Annotated in this window: 19 protein-coding genes and 1 riboswitch; of the genes, 6 read left to right on the forward strand and 13 right to left on the reverse strand. The window is 41.4% G+C overall.

Annotation, left to right across the window (positions count from 1 at the left end; all coding sequences use genetic code 11):
* Nucleotides 1–4: 4 nt before the first annotated feature.
* Entirely contained in the window at nucleotides 5–463 is a 459-nt protein-coding gene (locus ACNAN0_RS10520; RefSeq protein ID WP_416353242.1) for a hypothetical protein, read from the forward strand.
* 199 nt (nucleotides 464–662) lie between these two features.
* On the opposite strand, the gene ACNAN0_RS10525 is transcribed toward ACNAN0_RS10520, so the two are convergent.
* The 5 genes from ACNAN0_RS10525 to recX form a co-directional block, all read right to left on the reverse strand.
* Nucleotides 663–1,193 (reverse strand): hypothetical protein, encoded by a 531-nt coding sequence (locus ACNAN0_RS10525; RefSeq protein WP_416353243.1) that lies wholly within the window; start codon nucleotides 1,191–1,193, stop codon nucleotides 663–665.
* 14 nt (nucleotides 1,194–1,207) lie between these two features.
* The gene (locus ACNAN0_RS10530; protein ID WP_416353244.1) at nucleotides 1,208–2,023 is read right to left on the reverse strand and encodes a DNA/RNA non-specific endonuclease; all 816 of its coding nucleotides are present in this window, start codon (nucleotides 2,021–2,023) and stop codon (nucleotides 1,208–1,210) included.
* 89 nt (nucleotides 2,024–2,112) lie between these two features.
* Nucleotides 2,113–2,649 carry a DUF402 domain-containing protein gene (locus ACNAN0_RS10535; protein ID WP_416353245.1) on the reverse strand — a complete coding sequence of 179 codons (537 nt, stop codon included), beginning with the start codon at nucleotides 2,647–2,649 and terminating at the stop codon, nucleotides 2,113–2,115.
* Between the two features lie 61 nt (nucleotides 2,650–2,710).
* Nucleotides 2,711–3,817: an A/G-specific adenine glycosylase gene (gene mutY / locus ACNAN0_RS10540; RefSeq protein ID WP_416353246.1), complete on the reverse strand. Its 1,107-nt coding sequence runs from the start codon at nucleotides 3,815–3,817 to the stop codon at nucleotides 2,711–2,713.
* Between the two features lie 14 nt (nucleotides 3,818–3,831).
* On the reverse strand, nucleotides 3,832–4,632 hold the full coding sequence (gene recX / locus ACNAN0_RS10545) for a recombination regulator RecX (protein ID WP_230912415.1): 801 nt from the start codon (nucleotides 4,630–4,632) through the stop codon (nucleotides 3,832–3,834).
* 40 nt (nucleotides 4,633–4,672) lie between these two features.
* Here recX and rlmD point away from each other — a divergent pair, with 40 nt between their 5' ends.
* The 3 genes from rlmD to ACNAN0_RS10560 all read left to right on the forward strand — a co-directional run bounded on the left by rlmD (nucleotide 4,673) and on the right by ACNAN0_RS10560 (nucleotide 7,487).
* On the forward strand, nucleotides 4,673–6,061 hold the full coding sequence (gene rlmD / locus ACNAN0_RS10550; protein WP_416353247.1) for a 23S rRNA (uracil(1939)-C(5))-methyltransferase RlmD: 1,389 nt from the start codon (nucleotides 4,673–4,675) through the stop codon (nucleotides 6,059–6,061).
* Nucleotides 6,062–6,072: 11 nt separating this feature from the next.
* Nucleotides 6,073–6,552 carry a nucleoside 2-deoxyribosyltransferase gene (locus ACNAN0_RS10555; RefSeq protein ID WP_230912413.1) on the forward strand — a complete coding sequence of 160 codons (480 nt, stop codon included), beginning with the start codon at nucleotides 6,073–6,075 and terminating at the stop codon, nucleotides 6,550–6,552.
* A gap of 143 nt (nucleotides 6,553–6,695) precedes the next feature.
* On the forward strand, nucleotides 6,696–7,487 hold the full coding sequence (locus tag ACNAN0_RS10560) for a hypothetical protein (protein WP_416353248.1): 792 nt from the start codon (nucleotides 6,696–6,698) through the stop codon (nucleotides 7,485–7,487).
* A gap of 99 nt (nucleotides 7,488–7,586) precedes the next feature.
* Here the strand turns inward: ACNAN0_RS10560 and thiW are convergent, their stop codons facing one another.
* Nucleotides 7,587–8,087: an energy coupling factor transporter S component ThiW gene (gene thiW, locus ACNAN0_RS10565; RefSeq protein WP_416353249.1), complete on the reverse strand. Its 501-nt coding sequence runs from the start codon at nucleotides 8,085–8,087 to the stop codon at nucleotides 7,587–7,589.
* Nucleotides 8,088–8,150: 63 nt separating this feature from the next.
* Nucleotides 8,151–8,248: riboswitch (TPP riboswitch) on the reverse strand.
* 165 nt (nucleotides 8,249–8,413) lie between these two features.
* Here thiW and ACNAN0_RS10570 point away from each other — a divergent pair.
* On the forward strand, nucleotides 8,414–9,049 hold the full coding sequence (locus tag ACNAN0_RS10570; protein WP_416353250.1) for a DUF981 family protein: 636 nt from the start codon (nucleotides 8,414–8,416) through the stop codon (nucleotides 9,047–9,049).
* A 449-nt stretch (nucleotides 9,050–9,498) separates the two neighbouring features.
* On the opposite strand, the gene ACNAN0_RS10575 is transcribed toward ACNAN0_RS10570, so the two are convergent.
* The 5 genes from ACNAN0_RS10575 to ACNAN0_RS10595 all read right to left on the reverse strand — a co-directional run bounded on the left by ACNAN0_RS10575 (nucleotide 9,499) and on the right by ACNAN0_RS10595 (nucleotide 14,830).
* On the reverse strand, nucleotides 9,499–9,861 hold the full coding sequence (locus ACNAN0_RS10575; protein ID WP_416353251.1) for a hypothetical protein: 363 nt from the start codon (nucleotides 9,859–9,861) through the stop codon (nucleotides 9,499–9,501).
* A 7-nt stretch (nucleotides 9,862–9,868) separates the two neighbouring features.
* On the reverse strand, nucleotides 9,869–10,135 hold the full coding sequence (locus tag ACNAN0_RS10580) for an AbrB/MazE/SpoVT family DNA-binding domain-containing protein (protein WP_230912409.1): 267 nt from the start codon (nucleotides 10,133–10,135) through the stop codon (nucleotides 9,869–9,871).
* A gap of 1,073 nt (nucleotides 10,136–11,208) precedes the next feature.
* Entirely contained in the window at nucleotides 11,209–12,375 is a 1,167-nt protein-coding gene (locus ACNAN0_RS10585; RefSeq protein ID WP_416353252.1) for a hydroxymethylglutaryl-CoA synthase, read from the reverse strand.
* A gap of 2 nt (nucleotides 12,376–12,377) precedes the next feature.
* Nucleotides 12,378–13,637 carry a hydroxymethylglutaryl-CoA reductase, degradative gene (locus ACNAN0_RS10590; protein ID WP_416353253.1) on the reverse strand — a complete coding sequence of 420 codons (1,260 nt, stop codon included), beginning with the start codon at nucleotides 13,635–13,637 and terminating at the stop codon, nucleotides 12,378–12,380.
* An 8-nt stretch (nucleotides 13,638–13,645) separates the two neighbouring features.
* Entirely contained in the window at nucleotides 13,646–14,830 is a 1,185-nt protein-coding gene (locus ACNAN0_RS10595; protein WP_416353254.1) for an acetyl-CoA C-acetyltransferase, read from the reverse strand.
* A gap of 127 nt (nucleotides 14,831–14,957) precedes the next feature.
* Between ACNAN0_RS10595 and ACNAN0_RS10600 the strand changes: the two genes are divergently transcribed.
* Nucleotides 14,958–15,248: a hypothetical protein gene (locus ACNAN0_RS10600; RefSeq protein WP_230912405.1), complete on the forward strand. Its 291-nt coding sequence runs from the start codon at nucleotides 14,958–14,960 to the stop codon at nucleotides 15,246–15,248.
* A gap of 5 nt (nucleotides 15,249–15,253) precedes the next feature.
* Here ACNAN0_RS10600 and galU read toward each other — a convergent pair whose 3' ends face one another.
* A complete protein-coding gene (gene galU / locus ACNAN0_RS10605; protein ID WP_230912404.1) occupies nucleotides 15,254–16,132 on the reverse strand; it encodes a UTP--glucose-1-phosphate uridylyltransferase GalU in 879 nt (292 codons plus the stop codon).
* A 116-nt stretch (nucleotides 16,133–16,248) separates the two neighbouring features.
* Nucleotides 16,249–17,172, reverse strand: a complete 924-nt coding sequence (locus ACNAN0_RS10610) for a YihY/virulence factor BrkB family protein (RefSeq protein WP_230912403.1) — start codon at nucleotides 17,170–17,172, stop codon at nucleotides 16,249–16,251.
* Between the last annotated feature and the right edge of the window lie 188 nt (nucleotides 17,173–17,360).

Genomic DNA, 17,360 nt, shown 5'->3' on the forward strand with positions numbered 1-17,360 from the left:
TATCATGTCAAATAAAAAAGCAATTCTTGTTTACACCTTTTTGTTAGTTATTCCTTATATTTTAAGCCTTGCCTTGATCGGCATTGCCTTTAATGCCTTAGTTCTTCACAGTGCAAGTTTATGGCGGACAATTATTGGCAGTATTGTTGGCAGCTTTATCATGCTGGCTGTCAAAGTGACGGTTGAGCGGCCGCTTGAGATTATTTTAGATTTTGTAAATAATAAATTTTTGCGTTTTCTAGTTAATAGTTTCTGGATCACGCAATCGCACCGCAAAATTATTTCTAATTTGATCGTTGATTTTGTGCTCTCAGGTGTTTCTACCTGGGGCATTCGTCAACTCTTCACGCAAAATCAAATTTGGGGCAGCTTGCTTGGTGTCGTGATCGCAGCCATGTTTGTTTTCACATTGATTGGCGCCTACTTAGAATACGATTTGCTTAGTGTGGATGGGGCAGAATAGTATTTCTTTTATATTGATTTTGAAAAAAACAGCTGATGTTCGCTATCACGAACACGAGCTGTTTTTTATCTTTATAGTTAGCTGAAACGCGCGACAAAAGGCAACGACTTCACCTAACTGTGAATGTCTCAAATGGACAAACCACCATTTGTCGCCATTCTTGTTAGTGCTCAGTCGCTAACCGCCTTTTGTCGCGCTCTTAATCATAATAGGTTTCGTCGCCATTATTGGTTTCCTTGCCTAGATAGATGTATTGGGTGAGTTTGGTTACTTCAAATTGTGGATTTAAATCATAATATTCCAAAAAATAGGGTTTATCGGTTTGGCCTAAGTGGTTGGGTAACTGGACGTGTTGTTTTTCAAGTTTATCCATAGCTAATCCGACAATACTATTGAGTGGCAGCTGCCAGATTTGGGTTTGTGTTGGTGTTTCATTAAAAGCAACTTCACTGGCTGGTAAGACAATATTTTTGAACTCTGTGGGTGCTTGAATCTCTGCTGAAAAAATACCACCGATCCAAGCAACGAAACTGTAAGGTGAAAAAACAACCAGTGTTGCTCGGGTCAAGGTTTGCTGTTGGTCTAAAGCAAACTGGTCTAACCGATCTAAAGATCCATCATCAGCCATTTCAAGCCAAGCTGAAGCCAAACTGCCTTTTTCATCTAACATCGACGGTAAAAAAGGTTTACCAATGAATTGTAATGCACTTACTTGTTTTGTAGCTGTCATGACATGATTAACTCCTAACTGGTTGCCACTTGGCTTGTCCCATCTAAATAATTGATGTGATAGCCATTTTGAATATTGAAAATATAAATATTAAACGAAATTTGATCATCTTCAATGGAGCGGCCTTGCATCTGAATACCCCGGGCGACAAGTTCATTGCCTACAAAAACAGGCCGAACTTGATAACGAACATGATGGCCCGTGGTTTTGATATAATTAGCAACGCGATTTTCATAATAAGTCATCGCTGGATCGTTCAATGATCGCGTCCCCGTCACGAGATTTTTTAAATTATTATTTTGACCTGTCAGCTGGTAGCCAATCAAATGACACCGATTATAGAGCCAATCCTGGTGATTTCCGATGCGAATCTTCTTGTTATGATACCCTGTAGGCCGGACATAGAGGCGTTCTCGTTTCTCCGTTGGCATTAAATCTTTACCCAGCATGGCATCAGCCACACCCGCACGATTATATTGATCTAAATCACTATAATGCTGCCAGCTGCCGCGGGCCAAGGAAAGATCACTTTGACTAAAGGTCGGCTGATTATTATTAACAGCAATAATCTGACGCCCATTATATTGCAGATCAGCCAATTGTTGATCAGAAGCAACGGTACCTTGTGTCGACTTTGTTTGATTATTTGCAGGTGGCTGCGCCTGTGATTGACTTGAACTTTGGATACTGCGTGTTTCATTAATTGGATATGTGGGTGTGGTTTCATGGCTGGAATTGTGGCCTAAATACGTGACCAATGCCACCAGTACAACAAACATACCCAAAACAGCTTTCGGCAATTTAGTCTGCGGCTGTTTTTTTCTTGCCATTGATGCTCTGCCTCCTAATTGAACTCAAAAACGAGACCGGTTAGACAAAACCTAAGTTCTGCTCCGGCCCCGCTTCTACGCTGCGATTCTCATTGACGATGGGATAGCTCCAGATAGCGATTATACCAAATATCAACGTACTCTTTTGAAAATGGACCGCGTTTGTTATTGATCCAATCGACTAGTATTTTAACATTTGCTTTTAAAATGTGATCCACTTCAGCGGAATAATGCCACTGTCGTGCATGCGCTTCGTACTCATCCACATCTAACAAACGTTTTTCACCGTTTGCAAAAACCTTAACATCTAAATCATAATCGATATACTTCAGCGCCTCTTTGTCTAATACATAAGGCGACGCCAAGTTACAATAATACGCCACGCCACTTTCGCGAATCATGGCAATAATATTAAACCAGTAACGCTTATGAAAATATATAATTGCCGGCTCACGGGTCAACCATCGACGGCCATCGGATTCGGTTACTAATGTATGATCATTGCAACCAATCAACTCATATTCGCTGGTCTTTAAAACCATTGTGTCTCGCCAGGTCCGATGTAAGCTCCCATCATGTTTATAACTTTGAATCGCAATGTAGTCTCCTTCTTTGGGAACAAGCATTGCCGACCCAGCTTTCAAATACGATTTCCTGTAATATTATAACAGAAAATAAGCCTTTTTCCTAAACATTCTTTTGGTAAGCAGCAAAGCGGGCCTGCAATTTTTTCTGCAATGTCGGTAGCCCTTGCGCCGCTATGGCAGCAGTCGTAAAAAAGCGGCCGGGAAAGTAGGCCAGATTTGCGTTGGCATCAATGCTTGCCGTGTATAACGTCAACTGCCAATGTAGATGTGTAAAAATATGAGTTACTGGCTTGACTGGTAGCAGTTGCACCTGTTGCAATGTCAATTCGTATTGAGCCTTAAAAAAAGCAGCGATTTGCGTTGACGTGATCACTTTTTGACTTTCTGACAACAGATTAGCTTCATTGATCAATGGATAAGTATATAAGCCACTTAAAACACCTTTAGCTGGGCGTTCTTGTAACAGCACCCGTCCCTGTTCATCATGGATCACCAGCGCCAAATACTGTTCGCGTTTTTTCTTGATTTTTTTAGTCTTAACTGGTCGTTCTAACTGCTTGCCTTGGGCATAAGCCTGACAATACGGCTGTAATGGGCAAAGCAGACAAGCGGGATCTTTGGTTGTACAAATACTTGACCCCAGATCCATCACGGCCTGATTAAAATCACCCGGCCGCTCTTTGGGTACCAGTGGAGCGATCTCGTTGGCAAAATGCTGCCTGGCTGAGCTTTTGCTAATGTCAGTGGTGTCATCGAATAAGCGGCTAAAAACACGATAGGCATTACCATCCACTGCGGGAACGGCTTCTCCAAAAGCAATACTGGCAATAGCACCAGCGGTATATGGCCCGATGCCAATGATCTGTTCCAGCTCGGCTGCTGTCTGGGGGAACGTGCCATGATAATCCGTCATGATCTGCTGGGCTGCACGTTTTAAATTACGCGCCCGAGAGTAATACCCCAGACCTTCCCATAATTTCATCAGGGTATCATCAGGCACTTGTGCCAAATCAGCCAAAGTTGGTAAGGCTTGAATGAAGCGTTCAAAATAAGGCATCACCGTTTGTACCTGCGTCTGTTGCAGCATGATTTCTGACAGCCAGACATAATAAGGTTCCTGATTCTCTCGCCAAGGTAACGGGCGTTTATTTTGATCATACCAATTTAAAAAATCACTTTGTAAAGCTTTAATTTCATTATTATTCATGTTTGTCTATCTATTCATCCTTCATCTGCAGCTTGTTTTTCGTCAAGAAACCGCTGGATCATGTCTAATTTGAACCCTTTACGATACAAGCCTTGCTTAATCTTTTGGATGCCTTGAGGTTTGGTCGCTTGCCGCCGCCACAATTTCTCACCAGCATTGACCAACGCGTCCCATTCGGCATCGTCATCCCGATCTAGGGCAACTGCTTGTAATGCTTGATCGATCACCTCCGTTGTAAACCCTTTTTGCATCAAGTTCTGTTTGATTTTTTGCTTTAGCTGAATAAAAGATTTATTATGCGTGGTGCGTATCAATTTTTGTAGGAGTTCGACAGCATTATCTACTTGCTGCTCAACCGGATAGTCGCTCACTAGTTTATCTTCAATCAGATTACGATCAATACCCTTTTGAAATAATTTTTGACTGATCGATCGCGGGCCTTTTTTTGTGAGCCGTGCCTCAGTTCGCACGTAACTTGCCGCAAAATCAGCATCGTCAAGATAGTTTAAGTCCTTCAATTTAGCTATAATAGCTTTAACGGTTGCGGTTGTATAATCTTGATCGTACAGATAATCGCGCATTTCTTTTTCAGACCGCAATTGATAAGATAAGTAGTTCAGCGCTTTACCATAAGCTTTAGCCTGGTCATCTGCTTTTTTGATCTGCTCAACTTGAGCTTCCGTCAGTTCCAATCCCTTCATTAGGGTGAACTGGATCAAAACCGATTCGGCCACTGGAAAAGCATAGGCTTCGTCTAAATAAATATTGTACCGATCTTTATGGCGCTTTTGTGCCTCGATTTTGGTAATTTTCATTGCTGGCTCACTTTCATTCTAAGTATTTTAAGGAGTTTATATGTCTAAATCTACAAATTCAGATCCCGTTCAAGTTTCAGTTGGTCAAAAATTCCCTTTGACCATCAAACGTCTAGGTATCAACGGCGAAGGGATTGGCTACTTCAAACGTAAGATTGTTTTCGTCCCGGGGGCGCTGCCTAATGAAGTCATCACCGCTAAAGTGACCGAAGTTGATCCTAAATTTATTCGCGCCAAATGCCAACGTATTCGAAAAGCCTCTGCCGATCGAGTCACCCCTAAAGATGCCCTCTACGGTCAAGTTGGCGGTCTAGAATTGGCCCACATGTCCTATCCGGCACAGCTGCGTTTTAAACGTGATGTTGTGGTCCAATCACTAGAGAAATTCAAACCCACGGGCTACCAACATTATAATCTAAAACCAACGATTTCAGCCAAACCCACCCATTATCGTAACAAAGCTCAATTTCCCGTGCAAAAAGTCGATGATCGTGTGATCGCGGGCCTCTATCAAGAAGGCAGCCATCATTTAGTGGATATCGAAACGATCAGTACGCAAATGCTATTGGTAGACAAAACCTTGCATCAATTGAAGCGCGTCCTCCAAGAGACAGATGCACCAATCTACGATGAGCAAAAACATACAGCCGGTATTCGTCATTTAGTCGTTCGGGCTTCAGCCACCACCAAACAGATTCAAGTTACTTTGATTGTTTCCGACCGCAGTCTATTACAATCGCCTAAATTATTTGGTCGGATTCAAACTCGGATTCCTGACATTACAAGCCTATTCATCAACGTCAATTCTAAGCGAACTTCCCTAATTTGGGGCGATCACACCGAAAAAATTTATGGACCCAATTGGATCCAAGAAAAGATACACGGCAAAGTATTTAATTTATCACCGCAAGCTTTCTTCCAATTAAATCCACGCCAAACACAAAAGCTCTATCAATTGGCTGCAGATGCTTTTCATTTTACCGGTCAAGAAACTCTGGTTGATGCTTATTGCGGCGTAGGAACCTTAGGCATCACCTTCGCTGATCAAGTCAAGGCAGTTTGGGGTATGGATATTGTCCCCGAAGGTATTGCCGATGCTAAAGAAAACGCCCGCTTGAACCAAGTTACCAATTGTCATTATTTAGTGGGGAAAGCAGAAGAATTATTAGTCCACTGGTTTGAAACTGGCAAACAAATTGATGCCCTAGTCGTCGATCCACCACGAGTTGGGCTTTCCCCCAAACTGACGCAAGCCATTATCCAAGCGAAACCAAAACAGTTTGTTTATATTTCGTGCAACCCTTCAACCTTAGCGCGCGACTTAGTCACCTTAAGTAAAGCTTATCAAGTCGATTATATTCAGTCCATTGATATGTTCCCTCAGACGGCGCGTTGTGAGGCTGTGGTCAAATTAACCTTAAAATCTTAGGAGGCACACCCATGCAAATTTATTTTGCCAATAGTTTATTCTCACAAGCAGATCAAACATTTAACCAAACAACGGTAGCCATGATTCGCGCGACTTATCCCGGGACCACCGTTTATTTACCTCAAGAAAATGCGGCGATCAATGACAAACAAGCCTATGCGGATTCCAAAATGATTGCTCAAGCAGATACTGACGAAGTCTTAAAAAGTCAGTTGCTGATCGCCGTCTTGGATGGTGTCACGATTGATGCTGGTGTCGCCAGTGAAATTGGTGTGGCTTACGCCAAACAGATTCCGATTCTAGGGCTTTATACGGATACGCGTCAGCAGGGCGCTGAGAATCAGAAAAAGTTGACGGCTTTACAAACGATCGCTGAAAATCAATTTCATTACCTGAATCTATATACCACTGGTTTAATCAAGTTAAATGGTGCAATTTATAACAATATTGCAGATTTAATTCAAAATATCGGTCAATATTTACAAAAATAGTTATTACAATCCCTTTAAAGTTTGTTTCAGTTCCGTTACAACATGCTAACGATTTGATTTAATTGCCACATCCGCCAAAAAGTTCTTGTATAGTAGTCCTTGTTGAAGGAAGCACAAGTTCACCTTTTGGAGGATGTTTTTTAATGAAGATCAAAAATTTACTATTATCAGTCGTTGCACTTGGTACTTTAACGACAACTTCTGTTGTTTCTGTTGCAACTAGCGTTTCTGCAGATGCAAACACATCTATTAGCGCTGTCTACTACGCATCAGCTACCACACAAGTTTTCTCAGCACCAAATGGCACACAAACTGCCCAAACATTACCAACTGGCAGTGCATGGAAAGTTACCAATAAAACCGTCGTGAATGGTCAAACTTGGCTGCAAGTCGGCGGCACTGAATGGGTCACAGATCAAACTATGTCTGAAAACCCAGTCCCAACTGCAACTGACGGCGTGATGTATGTCACTGGTCAATGGGGCGCAGCTGTTTACAACTCACCTTACAGTGATCATCAAAATACAGGCCGCGTTTTGGAAAAGAACTCAGGCTGGAAAGTCACCCAAAAAGTCGATGTTGATGGCACAACTTGGTATCAAGTCGGCGGCGATGCTTGGATCTGGGGTGGCGATCTAAGCGACCAACAACCCGTTGTTCAAGCACCAGGTCGGGTCATGAATGCCACTGCTTATGATCCTCGCGTGTTAGGCAACTATACTTTTGGTTATGATACCGTAGCAGCCAACCTCAGCGTCTTCCCACGAGGCACAAAACTGCGCATCACTTTTGCCAATGGCACAACTAAAGATTATGTCGTTCGTGATACAGGTGGTTTTGCCTATGCTAATCCGAACCAAATCGATATTGCCATGCCAAACGGACAAGCAATGCAATTTGGCCGCCAGAATGTAACGGTCAGTGTCCTTAACTAATAACGCAAATATCGTATCCATTTAAAAGAACGCATGCCTAAAATTGGCATGCGTTCTTTTTTGGGTTATCTGATATAGTGATTTTTAATCGACACCGATTTACCGTTTCAATTGCGGCTCAATCACACTGACCCACAAAACCCTTAGCAGACTGTAAGCAACAATGGCGCCCACTAGCGCACTCATCAAAAAACTGGGCACGAATAGCCACAAGGCGCCAGTTGTCCCAAGGAATAATTTAGCAATTGGATAGGCCACCAAAGCCCCAATCAAGCCTGTACCCACGAGTTCACCCAAAGCTGCCAGCCATAATTTATGCGTGTACTTAAAAACCATCCCAACCATAAAAGCGCCAATCATACTACCAGGGAAAGCTAAAATCGTGCCTGTCCCAAAAAGATTTCGAATGAGTGAGGTAATAAAAGCTTGCGCTAAAGCGTACCATGGCCCCACTAAAACGCCACTGACAACATTGATCAAGTGCTGCATTGGTGCAACTTTAGCAACCCCAATTGAGAAACTAAATAAACTTCCACCTAAAACACCTAACGTACTTAATAAAGCAGTGATCACCAATTTCCGAACATTTGTCTGTTTCATATGACAACCTCCTAAAAATACCTGCCCTCACAAACACGAAGACAGGTATTTTTGTCATATGTACCCTACAAAAAATAAGCTCCCTACGCGAGTGTTAACTCAACAGGTTCAACGGGTCTAGTTTCCACTATCTCAGCCAATCGGCACCCCGGTTTTTATGAATTTTTATTATACCGACAATCCAGTTTTAGTGCAATGTTTTGTTGCAACGATCATTTCGTTCAAGTAAAAAACAGCCCACTTTAAGTATAAGTTAAACATTTACCGACCATTTATTTTTAGCAATAAAAAATAACACAAAAGTTAATTAATCATAAGCATTTACTATGATAATATTTATCATTCATGCTATGATGCCTTTGGAAATCATTCTAATAAAAAATAAAGAGGCGGTTATGATGATTATTCCTTGGGAAAGAACAGCGATGTACAACACGCTAATGGCTGTTGCCACTGGAGTTGCCCTTATTTTACTTGTTTGGTTCAGTCAAATTTACAAAAAGCGGCTCATTCATAATTTAGATGGTTGGATTGCTGCATTTGCACTACTAGGCGTCATCTTAGCACTCACCGGTTTACACATGACATTGACTTGGCCTTTAGCAAAAGTAGGGTTTCCCTTTGACAATATAATTTTTGGAGAGCCTTCTACTGCCTTTGGTTTTATATTATTGGCCTTTACTTACCTATTAATTCGATTACGAAACAATCTAGAAAAGCAAACATCGCTTAAAAATGAACAAGCAGCTTTAACTAATTTTAACGATTCACTTAAACCCCTCTCTATTTTTATCACGGCTATGGGTTTGGCTTTAGTCGCAATTGCAATCGCTGGAATGGTTTATCAGCTTTTTGCGGCGCCACCGCAAGAGCCTATTTCAGGAATGTTCGCTACCCATCCTCATTCTAATCACAAGCAATATCAACGCAATAATCAAACCATACCAAATAATTTTTCCTAATGGATGGAATGGATTAACGGTAATGCCAAACCCTTTCTTTCTAAGTACCAAGATTGGTGCGTGCTGATATTGAGCTTTCTCATAAGCACTTTGCATCCACTTAAGATTGAAATACAAAAATAGTGCCATCAATGTGAGTGAAACTAGACTAATTAACTTGAGCAGGCGCGCATTGCCATTAACGAGTGGAATTGCTGCAATTGGGAGCAAAGCTAGTAGCAATGTGATCGGTGTTAACAAACGATATCTTTTTTCTTTTTGTTTGTCAGTAGCTGTTGATGTTGTCATTTTTTTCATAAGGCTCATCCTTTCTTTAAAACCACTAAGAAATTGGTATAAAGTTTTCGGATCAATCACCCTAGATATTACTACAGCTTTATGAAAATTCAAGGCACAAAAAATAACCTTAACTACCGACTGATTTTGCCGTAGCCAAGATTATTTTTAACTCATTCAGACAAATGACGAATCTGACTTTGATATTGTACAATAAATTCAGCTAGCCGCACCGCATCCATATCAGTGAGCACCCCTAAGAGTTTCCGTTGCACCAATTGATTAGTAGGCACAATATAGGTCTTGTGAACAACGACATACGAAGGTTTCTTGAGCCCGGCTGCTTGCCATTCTCTAATTGGATAATAAACAGCCCTGACTGCCGACGACTTATTATGATACTGATTCGTAATCTTATAAATCCTCGTGCTACCTACATGTGGCACCATGACTAAGGCATGCCGATATTTAGCACCGTGCTGACCATCAAAAGAAACATCCGCCAAGTAAATCTGATATGTCTGCGGTGTTGGCATTAATCACTCAGCCCTCTTTCATCCATTTATCAAAATCTGGAGATTGTTTCGAATCATAGTGTCCCTTTTCATCAAGTGGCACATTCTCATTCAGCACGTTGGCTAAGATTTTTTCCCAGTCAGAGACTGTCGGAACTTTAGCAAAAACAACATGACCCTCATCATCAGGATAAACGGCAAATTTGGTGCCAGGTTCGATGCCTAACTTTCGCCGTAATTCAGCTGGAATGACGACTTGTCCCTTTGAAGACATGGTGGTCGATAACTCATCCATCTTCGTGACCTCCTTATAGAAAAGCGACTTACGTTTTACGTCTTACTTTCATTATATTATCATTCAGTGCTGGTCAACTAACAAGATAAATGCCCGTTTTTTACGCACAAAAAGAGACCATCTTGTCGGCGTCCGGCACGATGATCTCTCAACTCTTAACGGAAGAATAATTGATATCCATTTTGTTTTTGGAAACTTGAATAACTTTCCACCTCAAAACTTCTATTCAATTGTAAATCTCAGAACGATGATTTGGTGACATATCTGCTATTTTTTGTAACTGTCTGCTTAAACATGCTTTACAAAGCTAATGTTCACCAGCTAGATTTTTTCAGTACACCAAACATTCGCTTAGTTCGGAAATATGTCTCGTTATCAGACATACACCTCCACATAGTAAACTTTTGGGACAAACATACTTTATGGTATCAATATAAACTATGTTTGTTGCTAGGCGCTGTACTTGAATTCAGTCACACAACAGATACGTAATCCATGTGGCCAATTATTCAAGCCAACTCGGGTTTGATTCTTAAATGAAGAAACCCTCAATTCATCTCAATACTTTTTGAACCACTTATTAAATCTTGATACTCACTTAATACTTGATTAATCGGTACTTTGATGCTTGATTGTAATTCATTTGAATCTGAAACTCTAAAACTTAAAGCTGATGCTTTGTAACTTGATGAAACTAATCAATATCGATATTGATCTAAAACTAAACTCTTAGGTGAATCTCTTCAGCTATAGCTTAGTGTTGCTGAAACAATTCAATTCATAAGCGGATCAGGCTCAGCCTTGAATTGCTTTTCAGGATATCAATTGCTTTTATCCTTCCGTGACTATAATATAACACGCACTGTAAACGGTTGCAACCCTTTTAAATCAAGTTATTTATTATTTTTTATAATCAAAATTTACACATTTATTACACACATTCACTTATTGCCGTTGCTAAGCCGTTTCTGTACTATAACAAAGAATTTCTTCACCTTTGATAACCATAATTAAAAAGTAGGTGCACATAAAACCGTCGTCTTATCTCACCTACTCGATAGTCACCTATTTAGTTATTTAGCCTTATAAACACGTTTCTTATCAACAATACCTGCAAAGTAATACTTCGCAAAGGGATCGTCATCTGTTAGAGCTTGATTTTCAGATTCAGGGTCTAGCTGGGCAGTAAACTGGGCTTCATAATCATCTAAAGCCAGTTTTTGGCGCTTAGCTAACAAATCTAAATAATACATCGGATCTAGTTGGGCCTTGAATTCTGGCTGCAAAACACCAGAAAAGAATTCACCCACAGCGCCAGAACCATAAGAATACAATCCGATCCGCATCCCCGGCTGTAAAATTGCATCATTATCTAATAACGATAATAATGCTAAGTATAATGAGCCGGTGTAAATGTTCCCAATTTGACGGCCATATAACGTTTCTTGCTGGTAATGCTGCTGCAATTCATTTTGTTTAGCTTCATCTACTTGTGGTAAGATTTCACGCATCGCCTTCAACCCCATCTTAGTATAAGGCAAGTGAAAAGTTAGCGCCGCATAATCATTCAAGCCGTACTTTGTTTTAGCTTGGTAGTCGGCAAAAGTTTCTTTAAAAAAGCGAATGTATTGCTCGTTAGAATACTTACCATCGACTTCAGCAATCATCTGATTTAACGGCCGCCAGAAATCCGGCACTTCTTCACTGAAATAGCTCGTAGCTAAATCCAGTGCTAAAATCTTAGGCTTAGCTGAAACTAATAGAGCGACAGCCCCAGCGCCTTGAGTCACTTCTCCAGAAGTATCCAAACCATAGCGGGCGATGTCAGCCCCGATAACCAATGCTTTAGCGGTTGGATTTTGCAGAATATGTAATTTTGCATACTGCAATCCAGCCGTGGCACCATAACAAGCTTCTTTGATTTCTAGTACGCGAGCTCGGTTCGGTAAATCTAAAAGTTTTTGTACATATAGTGCACCAGCCTTAGAATTATCCACACCTGACTCAGTCCCAAGAATTACTAAATCAATGGCTGCTTTATCCTCAGCTGTTAAAATTTTGGCTGCTGCGTTAGCTGCCATAGAGATCGCATCTTGTGATAATGGTGCGACGGCCATTTTATCTTGACCGATACCAATCGTAAATTTGGCTGGATCTACGCGCCGGTGTTTCGCTAATTCTACGAGATCAACATATTGCTTAGGTGTGTACATACCGATCTTATCAATACCTATTTTCATTTTTATAAATTACCCTTTCGTTTCTCAGCCAATAACCGCTGCGCGATTTCTAAATTGGCATGCTTTTCTACCTTTAACTTATGCTGTAACCAAGGAATCTCTGTACCTTTGGCTCCGGCTTGCATGGCTAAGGCTTTAAATTGTAGATTCATATGGCCTTTTTGGATACCGTCAGTAACTAAAGCACGTAAAGCCGCCAAATTAGAAGCTAAACCGACGGCGGCAATTTGCTGCTGCATAATTACTGGGTCTTTAGCCCGGGCAAATTCTTGATTGGTTCGGGCCATTGGGACAATGCCGATGGATCCACCGACGGCCCCGATTGGTAATGGTACTTGTAGCTGACCCACTAAAAATTGGCCTTCCAGTATCCAGCTGCTTAGGGGGTGATAACTACCAGACCGCGCGGCAAATGCGTGAGCCGCACTGGCAATTGCCCGGGTATCATTACCATAAGCGGTCACGACAGCGGTAATGCCGTTCATAATCCCCTTATTATGTGTCACTGCCCTTTCAAAATCGGCATGGGCGAATGCACTAGCTTGAACAATTCTTTTGGCTACTTCTAAACCAGCTAAGGTAGGTGTAGTCAGTGTATCAACTGCTAAACGTACCGTGGCCGTGGTGACATCTTGCGGTGCATGATTTGACAGAATTGCCATTAATGGCGGTTGTCCTATCATTGGAGTTAATAACTGACCGACTTTTTCACTGATTTCATTAACCATATTGGCACCCATTGCCGCTTTGGTATCTACCAATAACGTTAATTTTAGAAAGCGCTCAGCAACAATCGTAACCGTCTGTTTTTTCAAGCCGCCCCCACGATTCACGATTGAAGGATACGCCGCATCAGCCGCATCTTTGATCTCAACTGCATGGTCTTTGATCATTTGGGCTTTTTGTTCCAAATCATTGATGTCTGCAAACACAACTTGACCCAACAGCCCATCTCGGTGGGCTTCGACGTGGAAACCACCATTATTCGTACTTAATTTAGCGGCATAATTAGCCGCAGCAATCACTGAAGGTTCTTCGGTAACCAAGGGAATCTGATACACCTGATTATTGATCAGCATATTACGGACTAATCCCTCAGGAATCGCGTACTGTGTGAGTTGGTTCTCCACCATATTATTCGCGATCTCAGCCGGGATCTGCTGATTGGCTAACAAAATCTTATATTGCATCTCATCCAAAACTTCTGCGTTTAATAATTGTTTTAATCGTGCCTCTCGACTTAATTCATAGAATTTAGTCATCAGATCCACTACCCTTCGTTTCGTGAAACTTTCATCGCAACACCCAAGCCACCACCAACACAAAGAGCTGCTAACCCAGTTATTTGATTTGTACGTTTTAATTGGTATAGTAAAGTAGTTAAAATACGAGCCCCCGACGCGCCAATTGGATGGCCTAACGCAATCGCGCCACCAGCCACATTAATCCGGTCCGATGGTAGTTTTAGATCTCGAGCAACGGCTACTGATTGGGAAGCGAAAGCTTCATTGATTTCATATAAATCAATATCTTCCGGTTGATCTGCTTGTTTTTGCAATAATTTCTCAATAGCCATGACTGGCGAATAACCCATAATTGCTGGATCGATCCCCACTTCCACAAAATCGTCAATTGTGGCCAGATAAGGTATGCCCAATGCTTTGGCTTTACTTTCAGACATCAAAATCAAAGCCGATGCCCCGTCATTGATACCAGAAGCATTGCCTGCAGTGACCGTGCCATCTGCTTTAAAACTAGGTTTTAAGTGGGCTAAGATCTCTGGTGTTGTATCAGGCCGAATACCTTCGTCCTTTGTGATCGTCTGGGCACGGCCTTTACGGTCATAAACCGTGACTGGCGTTATTTCCCCATCAAACCAACCTGCAGCTGTCGCCGTAGCCGCTTTGTGCTGAGATTCAGCGGCAAATGCATCTTGGATTTCCCGGTCAATATGGAACGTTTCTGCCACATTTTCAGCGGTTAAACCCATATGCTTATGAGAAAAACTGTCCGTTAAACCATCGTGAACCATACTATCGACCAAAGGCGCATTACCGATCGTCTGGCCAAAACGAATATTTGCTAGGAATGGGGCTTGAGACATACTCTCAGTGCCGCCGACCAAAACAACCTCGGCGTCGCCCATGGCAATGGCAGCTTGTCCCAAACGAACCGCTTTTAGACCAGAGCCACAGACCTCATTGATCGTCATGGCGGTGCTGGTGACCGACATACCCGTATTTAAGGCAATTTGTCGGGCAACATTCTGTCCTGAACCGGCTTGCAAGACATTGCCAAAAACGGCTTGATCAATCAAGTCAGCATCAATGCCACTTGATGCAACTGCTGCTTTAGCCGCAGCTGTTCCTAAATCTACCGCAGATAACTGTGCAAATTGACCGCCAAGCTTACCAATTGGTGTCCGTTTAGCACCAGCAATTACGACTTTATCCATGTTCAACCTCGCTTTTTATGTTAAATGAAGCATTAAAATATCACAAATCGACTAACATTACAATTATATCTATAGTTACCAAATTATGGAATAGATTAGTAAAAATCAATTAATAAAGGGTGGTTTCATGCGTGTTTTGGATTTTTTAGCCCTCATCCGTTCACTCAATCGTAAGACCACATTTTACTACGAAGCTGATGATAAGGCCATTATACCAATAAATGATTTTAAAATCGAAAATGAGCTGTTATATTTAACGACGACTATTAAGCAACGGCCCCGACAACAGTGGGAGTTGTGGGTATTACTACAAAAAAAGGAGTTGTTATCTTATCTGCTATATATCCAAACAGATAAGCAACAACTCCGGCCAGTATTTGGCTTTCGTCTTGAAAATGGTAAAGCATTAATCAAGTAAAAAAGTTATTTCAACGTCTTGGCTAAGTCTTTCAAATAAGCGCGCAACTGATCTTTAACTTCAGGATGTTCCAAGCCATATTCAATTGAAGTTTGCAGATAGCCGAATTTATTACCGACATCATATCGTTTGCCTTTAAATTCATGGGCAAACACCCGTTGTGTCTTATTAAGGGTATTGATGGCGTCCGTTAATTGGATCTCATTACCGGCACCAGGTTTTTGTGTATCTAAAATAGTGAAAATTTCAGGGGTCAACAAATAACGGCCAATGATGGCTAAATCACTTGGCGCCTTATCAACATCTGGCTTTTCAACAAAACTTTCAACATTATATAAGTCGTCTTTCATCTTACCGCTCGGCTTGATCACACCATACTTGTTGACTTCATTATGTGGTACTTTCATAACTGCAAGTGTTGAGGCGTGCGTTTCATTATAATCATTGATCAACTGCTTTGTTAATGGCACTTTGTCACGCATCAAGTCATCGCCTAGCATAACAACAAAAGGTTCATCTGCCACAAATGATTTAGCTAAGTGGACCGCGTCCCCTAAGCCCTTTGGATAAGATTGGCGAATAAAGAATAAATTGACCCCTAAATTAGTCGTTTCGCGGACCAACTTCAATAGTTTGGTCTTATTTTTTGACTCTAGGTTTTGTTCCAATTCAGGTGCGGAATCAAAGTGATCTTCAATTGGCCGCTTAGCTTTACCAGTAATGATCAGAATATCTTCGATGCCAGAAGCTTTAGCCTCTTCAACAATAAATTGAATCGTCGGTTTATCGACGATCGGCAGCATTTCTTTAGCCATAGCTTTAGTAGCGGGTAAAAAACGAGTGCCTAATCCTGCGGCGGGAATAACTGCTTTACGTACTTTCATGCACAAAAACCTTCTTCTAAGTTATTTACTATGAACTAATCATAGCATTAAAAAATAAATGTTTGTATACGTTTTATTAAGAATGACAGAATATTTAGCGAATTATTAATGAATCATCATTTAGCCTTGTGCCCCACCAGTTTACGGCGTTGATTCTCTAAGCTGCGTACTTTGATTGGCCCAAAACGGCGTTCTTGAAAAATAGCATTCAAAATTGCCCCAAACATAAATACCATCGCAATGATATTCATCCACAATAACAAAATGACAAAAACGCCCAATGTCCCATAAGAATCCCACTGGCCAAAATGGGTCACATAAAACGAAAAAGCTTGCGAAATTGCGAGCCAGCTCACGGTGGTCACAATCGTTCCTGGGAAAACACTGACAAACTTAATTTTGGCACTAGGCAGAAAGTAATACATCAGCCACATCACCACAAACAAACCAATCCCAACAACCGGCCAACGCCAACGCGTGAATATATCTAAAATTGTACTCGGTAGCTTAAAAATTGGCAAAACCCATTCTAAAAACCGCTGACCAAAGATGAATACAATGGATAATGCAAAAATAACAAGGACTATCCCAAATGTAAACAAAAAAGCGACTAAGCGCCGGATAATCGCGTTGACCACTGCCGTATCCCCATATTGCGGATCCACTTGATAAGCTTTGTTCACGGATTGCCGGACAATATTAAAACCACGACTAGCGCCCCACAAGGCGGCTAAACCACTGATTGAGGCAATCCCCCCTGAGCCATTGGTCAAAAGGCGCTTGATGATCGGTGACAGTGTCTTGGCTAGCTGACCAGGAATGGCGTAATTCACATAAGTCATAATATTTTCCACATTTAAATGCAATAAGGGTAATAAATTACCTAAGAAAATAATAAATGGAAAAACTGAAAATAAGACGAAGTAAGTGATGACTTTAGCATTATTACCAATCTCTGTGGCACTGCTCCGTTGCGTTAATTCACTGATCAATGTTTTACTTTGTTGTAAAAACTGAGTTGCTTTTGTCTTAAATGACATGACAAAACCCCATTACTAATCGTGGCTGGGACAAAACTAACGTTTTGTTTTCAGCCACTTGTTAATTACGAATATTTATTGCTTAAACGTGTTCCAAAAGGCAATGTCCTCACTTAACTACGAATCACTCAAATGGAAAAGCCCACCATTTATCGTGACTCTTGTTAGTGCTCGGCCACTGAACGCCT

Source organism: Agrilactobacillus fermenti, from assembly GCF_047943045.1.
Lineage (GTDB): Bacteria > Bacillota > Bacilli > Lactobacillales > Lactobacillaceae > Agrilactobacillus > Agrilactobacillus fermenti.

Bases quoted from the DNA above. Each gene is read 5' to 3' on its own strand.
- ACNAN0_RS10560 (WP_416353248.1), top strand. From the start codon at position 6,696: ATGAAGATCAAAAATTTACTATTATCAGTCGTTGCACTTGGTACTTTA.
- ACNAN0_RS10600 (WP_230912405.1), top strand. From the start codon at position 14,958: ATGCGTGTTTTGGATTTTTTAGCCCTCATCCGTTCACTCAATCGTAAG.
- mutY (WP_416353246.1), bottom strand. From the start codon at position 3,817: ATGAATAATAATGAAATTAAAGCTTTACAAAGTGATTTTTTAAATTGG.
- ACNAN0_RS10520 (WP_416353242.1), top strand. From the start codon at position 5: ATGTCAAATAAAAAAGCAATTCTTGTTTACACCTTTTTGTTAGTTATT.
- ACNAN0_RS10555 (WP_230912413.1), top strand. From the start codon at position 6,073: ATGCAAATTTATTTTGCCAATAGTTTATTCTCACAAGCAGATCAAACA.
- thiW (WP_416353249.1), bottom strand. From the start codon at position 8,087: ATGAAACAGACAAATGTTCGGAAATTGGTGATCACTGCTTTATTAAGT.
- recX (WP_230912415.1), bottom strand. From the start codon at position 4,632: ATGAAAATTACCAAAATCGAGGCACAAAAGCGCCATAAAGATCGGTAC.
- galU (WP_230912404.1), bottom strand. From the start codon at position 16,132: ATGAAAGTACGTAAAGCAGTTATTCCCGCCGCAGGATTAGGCACTCGT.
- ACNAN0_RS10580 (WP_230912409.1), bottom strand. From the start codon at position 10,135: ATGGATGAGTTATCGACCACCATGTCTTCAAAGGGACAAGTCGTCATT.
- ACNAN0_RS10590 (WP_416353253.1), bottom strand. From the start codon at position 13,637: ATGACTAAATTCTATGAATTAAGTCGAGAGGCACGATTAAAACAATTA.
- ACNAN0_RS10535 (WP_416353245.1), bottom strand. From the start codon at position 2,649: ATGCTTGTTCCCAAAGAAGGAGACTACATTGCGATTCAAAGTTATAAA.
- ACNAN0_RS10525 (WP_416353243.1), bottom strand. From the start codon at position 1,193: ATGACAGCTACAAAACAAGTAAGTGCATTACAATTCATTGGTAAACCT.
- ACNAN0_RS10530 (WP_416353244.1), bottom strand. From the start codon at position 2,023: ATGGCAAGAAAAAAACAGCCGCAGACTAAATTGCCGAAAGCTGTTTTG.
- ACNAN0_RS10575 (WP_416353251.1), bottom strand. From the start codon at position 9,861: ATGCCAACACCGCAGACATATCAGATTTACTTGGCGGATGTTTCTTTT.
- ACNAN0_RS10610 (WP_230912403.1), bottom strand. From the start codon at position 17,172: ATGTCATTTAAGACAAAAGCAACTCAGTTTTTACAACAAAGTAAAACA.
- ACNAN0_RS10585 (WP_416353252.1), bottom strand. From the start codon at position 12,375: ATGAAAATAGGTATTGATAAGATCGGTATGTACACACCTAAGCAATAT.
- rlmD (WP_416353247.1), top strand. From the start codon at position 4,673: ATGTCTAAATCTACAAATTCAGATCCCGTTCAAGTTTCAGTTGGTCAA.
- ACNAN0_RS10570 (WP_416353250.1), top strand. From the start codon at position 8,414: ATGATAATATTTATCATTCATGCTATGATGCCTTTGGAAATCATTCTA.
- ACNAN0_RS10595 (WP_416353254.1), bottom strand. From the start codon at position 14,830: ATGGATAAAGTCGTAATTGCTGGTGCTAAACGGACACCAATTGGTAAG.